Source organism: Demequina sp. (assembly GCF_016278765.1).
In the GTDB taxonomy this organism is placed as follows: domain Bacteria; phylum Actinomycetota; class Actinomycetes; order Actinomycetales; family Demequinaceae; genus Demequina.
Map to the genome: position 1 here is coordinate 1 of NZ_JADQBE010000025.1, position 3,432 is coordinate 3,432.

Annotated in this window: 3 protein-coding genes and 1 pseudogene; 1 reads left to right on the top strand and 3 read right to left on the bottom strand. The window is 68.8% G+C overall.

The genetic code is table 11. The features are described 5' to 3' along the window. Positions 1-126 precede the first annotated feature (126 nt). Positions 127-1,059, bottom strand: coding sequence for a lysylphosphatidylglycerol synthase domain-containing protein (locus QZZ29_RS05175; RefSeq protein ID WP_291381917.1), 933 nt, complete (start codon positions 1,057-1,059; stop codon positions 127-129). After that, the gene (locus QZZ29_RS05180) at positions 1,056-1,943 is read right to left on the bottom strand and encodes an NAD-dependent epimerase/dehydratase family protein (RefSeq protein ID WP_291381919.1); all 888 of its coding nucleotides are present in this window, start codon (positions 1,941-1,943) and stop codon (positions 1,056-1,058) included. The genes QZZ29_RS05175 and QZZ29_RS05180 overlap by 4 nt, the downstream gene beginning before the upstream one ends. Before the next feature lie 13 nt (positions 1,944-1,956). On the opposite strand from QZZ29_RS05180, the gene QZZ29_RS05185 reads away from it, so the two are divergent. Beyond that, positions 1,957-3,165: a glycosyltransferase gene (locus QZZ29_RS05185; RefSeq protein WP_291381921.1), complete on the top strand. Its 1,209-nt coding sequence runs from the start codon at positions 1,957-1,959 to the stop codon at positions 3,163-3,165. A gap of 1 nt (position 3,166) precedes the next feature. On the opposite strand, the pseudogene QZZ29_RS05190 reads toward QZZ29_RS05185, so the two are convergent. After that, positions 3,167-3,432, bottom strand: a pseudogene (locus QZZ29_RS05190) (dTDP-glucose 4,6-dehydratase); the annotation flags it as partial.

Sequence of the window (3,432 nt, forward strand, 5' to 3'; positions counted from 1 at the left end):
ATCACTATCAGTCGCTGATGTTGGGAACGCTTCTCCTCATCGGCGCGGGCCTGTCGCTTGCGCTCGGCGTCCTGTCAGACATTGCCAAGACCAACCGCATCCTGGGTGAGGACCAGCTGTACCGCCTCAAAGAGCAGCAGTATGGTCCGGCACGTCCCGCCGCCACCGTCGCGCGAGGAGTCCGCACCCCAGGCCAACGGCGTCCGCGAGCGTCATAGCGAAACGACTGATGAGCGCGAGCGCGAGCGCCTCAGGACGGGTTGCGACTGCCGCGAGGAGTACCACCAGGGCCGCCTCCCGCGGGCCGACTCCAGCCGGCGCAAACACCACCAAGAAGCCGGCGAGCCACGCCAGCGCAAACGCCCCGGTAGCCAGAGACCACAGCCCTTCCGTACCTGGCGACAATATCCGCAGCAGAATCCACGCCTGGAGCCCGAGAGCCAGCCAGTTTGCGGCGGACCACGCCGCAGACACCAGCAGGGCCCGGCCCATGATCGTCGGCGGCTCCGCCGATCTGCGCATCACCGTGAAGCCGAGACGCAGGGCGCGGGTCAGCACCGCGGGCACCAGCAGCGTCGCCAGCACGACCACCACCACCAACGCCCACCAGTAGTCGGCGAGCGCACCTGGCGCCCACGCCACAAGGCCCAGTGTGCCGACCACGCCGGCTGTCACGACGCCCACCGCCACCGCGACGAGCGAACCAGTCATGCCACGAGTCCGTGAGAGCCCGTGGGCGCGGGCGAACTCGGATTGCGCGAGCACGGGCCACACGGCCCCGGGAACGTACTTGCCCGCCTGGGAAACAAGGAATACGGACGCCGCATCGACCACAGGGGCGTGCAGGCCTACCGATCGCATCACCGCGCGCCACGACAGTGTGTTGAATCCGAGTGCCGCCATTGCGGCCAGGGTGGCGAGCCCGATAGCGCCCCACCCCACGTCTACGGCGGCTGCGGACACCGCTTCCCATTGAGAGGCGACCGCCCAGGTGAGCAACGCCACCGCGACCGCGAACAGCGACCATCTGAGAGAAGCGCCGCGCGTTGGCCGAGTCATTGCGTTTGCCGCCAGGCCCACATCATCTCGACCCCGCGACGAATGTCGACCTCCGCCCGCCACCCGAGGGCCTCGCGTGCCAGCGTCACATCGAGGAGGCTGTGAGCGGTGTCAGTATCGCGCGCCCCGTGCACAACAACGTCCGTCCAGCGGGGAGCCACCACGGGTCGAAGTGCCTCCAACAAGTCGTTCAGGGATGTCGCGATCCCAGAACCGATATTCACGATGGGCGGTGCGACTTCCACGGCATGCGCCGCCACCGCCGCACGGGCGACGTCATCGACATAGACGTAGTCCCGAGTGGCCGAAGGTTCGCCGTAGACGTGCACGTGCTCGCCATTCATGACTGCGCTCATCCAGTGCGCCAACACCCCCTGACCGGGTGCCGGCTTCTGTCCGGGGCCATAGGCGTTGGAGGCGCGCAGCGCCACCGATTCGAGTCCTGAGTCACGCACGTGTCGCTCGATCATCAACTTGGCGAGCCCGTAGTCATTGACGGGATTAGGGTCCGGATCCTCGACAAACGGTGGGGTCGCCGGTGGGCCGTAGACGGTGCCTCCCGAGGAGAAGATGACGATGCGCGGCGGCCGCTCCCATGTCGAAAACCTGCCGAGCGCATCGTCGAGATCGGCACGGTCTTTGTCAATCAAGTGGGGCTGTTCGACCGCAAGCCTGGGGTTAATACGTGAGGCGCACCACACCACCGTGCGGACACTGCGTGCCTCGGGGGCGACAACGCCGTCAACCAGCATCGGCCTGCCAAGGGTGTAGCCCACCGCCCCGGTGCCGGCCGCCGCGAACGCGCGCATGATCGCGCCGCCCAGAAAGCCGGCGGCGCCCACGACCGCCACCTCATACACTGGGTTGCCCCTGCCGCTACTCACAGTGGACAAGCCTATGACTTTGCACCTCTCAGCCCGGCCCCTCCTGGTGTTGGCGTCGACCTACCCCGCCACGGTCGGCGACGGGACGCCGTCTTTTGTGCGGGACCTGGCCGTGGGCCTGGTTGGCAGGTTCGCGCCCAGGCTGCTGGTGCCTGCCGTCCCGGGGGGCGCCGCGAGCGAGGACGCCGAGGGTGTTCATGTGACCCGCTATCGATTCTTCCCACGACGCTGGGAGGACGTGGCCCAGGGAGCCATCCTCGAGAATGTTCGCTCACGCCGGTCGCGTCTGGCGCAGTTGCCATTCCTCATGGCCGCGCAGTGGTGGGGCGTGCGGCGCGAGGTGCGCCGACATCGTCCCGACGTCATCCACGCGCACTGGATCGTTCCTCAGGGCCTGGTGGCCCGGTGGGCCGCGCCGAGGGTCCCGCTCGTGGTGACCACACTCGGCGGGGACCTGTACGCCCTCAATGACCCCATCTCGCGCGCCCTCAAGCGCTCCGTGCTCCGCCATGCGCGCGCGGTCACGGTGATGAACGAGGACATGTGGGCGCGGGCCATCGCGCTTGGCGCAGATGCCCACGCAACCCACGTGTTGCCGATGGGCGCACAGGTGGCGCAGTTCGCCGACGCTGCCGTGGGGCGCGCGGCGCGCGACACGGACGGCCCGGTTCGCCTGCTCGCAGTGGGGCGGCTGGTCGAGAAGAAGGGCTTTCTCCCGCTGATCACGTCCCTCGCCGCGATCGGTGGCGACCGCTGGCACCTCACGATCGTGGGCGACGGCCCCGAGCGCGCCGCCTTGGAGCGGGCCGCCGCGGGGCTCCCGGTCTCGTTTGTGGGGCAGCTCACCCGGGAACAGCTCGTTCGCGTCGACGCCGAGGCGGACGTGGCGGTGTTCCCCTCGGTGCGGGCCGCGAGCGGCGACCAAGACGGCCTGCCCGTCGCGCTACTGGAGGCGATGGCCTCCGGATGCGCCGTCGTGGTCTCCGACCTCCCCGGCCTGGCCGAGGCGGTCGAGCCCGAGGTGTCCGGCATCGTGGTTCCGACCGGCGACGTCGCGGCCCTCACGGCCGCACTGGACCGACTCATCGGCGACCGCGCGCTCACCGCGGCGCTGGGCAGTGCGGCGGCAATCAGGGCTCAACGCTTCGATGTGTCCGCGGTGGCCGATGCCTATGCCACGCTTCTCGACCAGGTGGCCTCCACGGCGCATCGGTCCGGGTGATCTAGCGCCCCAGGCGCTCGTACTTCATCTCCGTCTCGAGCTTCTTGGCGCGCCACCACGGCTCGTTGTCGCGGTACCAGGCAATCGTGGCGGCGAGGCCGGCGGCGAAGTCCTTGTACATGGGCTCCCAGTCGAGCTCCTCGCGCAGTTTGGTCGAGTCGATGGCATAGCGCATGTCGTGGCCGGGTCGGTCGCTGACGTGGTCGTAGGCATCGGCGGGCTGGCCCATCTGCTCGAGGATCATCTCGATCACGGACTTGTTGTCCA